Source organism: Pseudomonas sp. AC463 (genome assembly GCF_979253585.1).
This window is the reverse complement of record NZ_CEEDDZ010000219.1, coordinates 1-371: the sequence shown is the minus strand read 5'-3', so window position 1 is coordinate 371 and position 371 is coordinate 1. Positions and strand designations below refer to the sequence as shown.

General features: G+C 64.4%; 1 protein-coding gene. It reads right to left on the bottom strand.

All coding sequences use genetic code 11. The features are described from left to right. The coding region (locus AC0IYH_RS29860; protein WP_471837699.1) for a hypothetical protein at positions 1-371 on the bottom strand (371 nt) is incomplete at both ends.

Sequence of the window (371 nt, the reverse complement as noted above, 5' to 3'; positions counted from 1 at the left end):
ACGTTGTAGTACATGCCGCCGACAGTCAGCGAGTTCTTGATCGAGCCGGTGCCGACTTCCCACCGCGTGCCGACGTTGATGCCGAGATCGCGGCCGTCGACATAATCGTGGTTGAGCGTCGTTCGTTGCAGGAATCCGTTGCCGTTCAGCGCGTTCAGCGCCGCGGTCTGGTTCGAGCCGCTGACTTCGCCGGTGCGGATGTTGCGAATGCCGAACCGCTGGGCGGTCGGATAGGCGGCGAAGCCGGCGCGGAGGAGGTCGATGATCGGCGATACCGCCGGGTCGGGAGTCAGGTAATTGACCGCGCTCGCCAGACCCGCGTTGCCGGTGCCAGAGCCGGGGAACAGGCCGTTGAAGTCGTAGCTATAGTC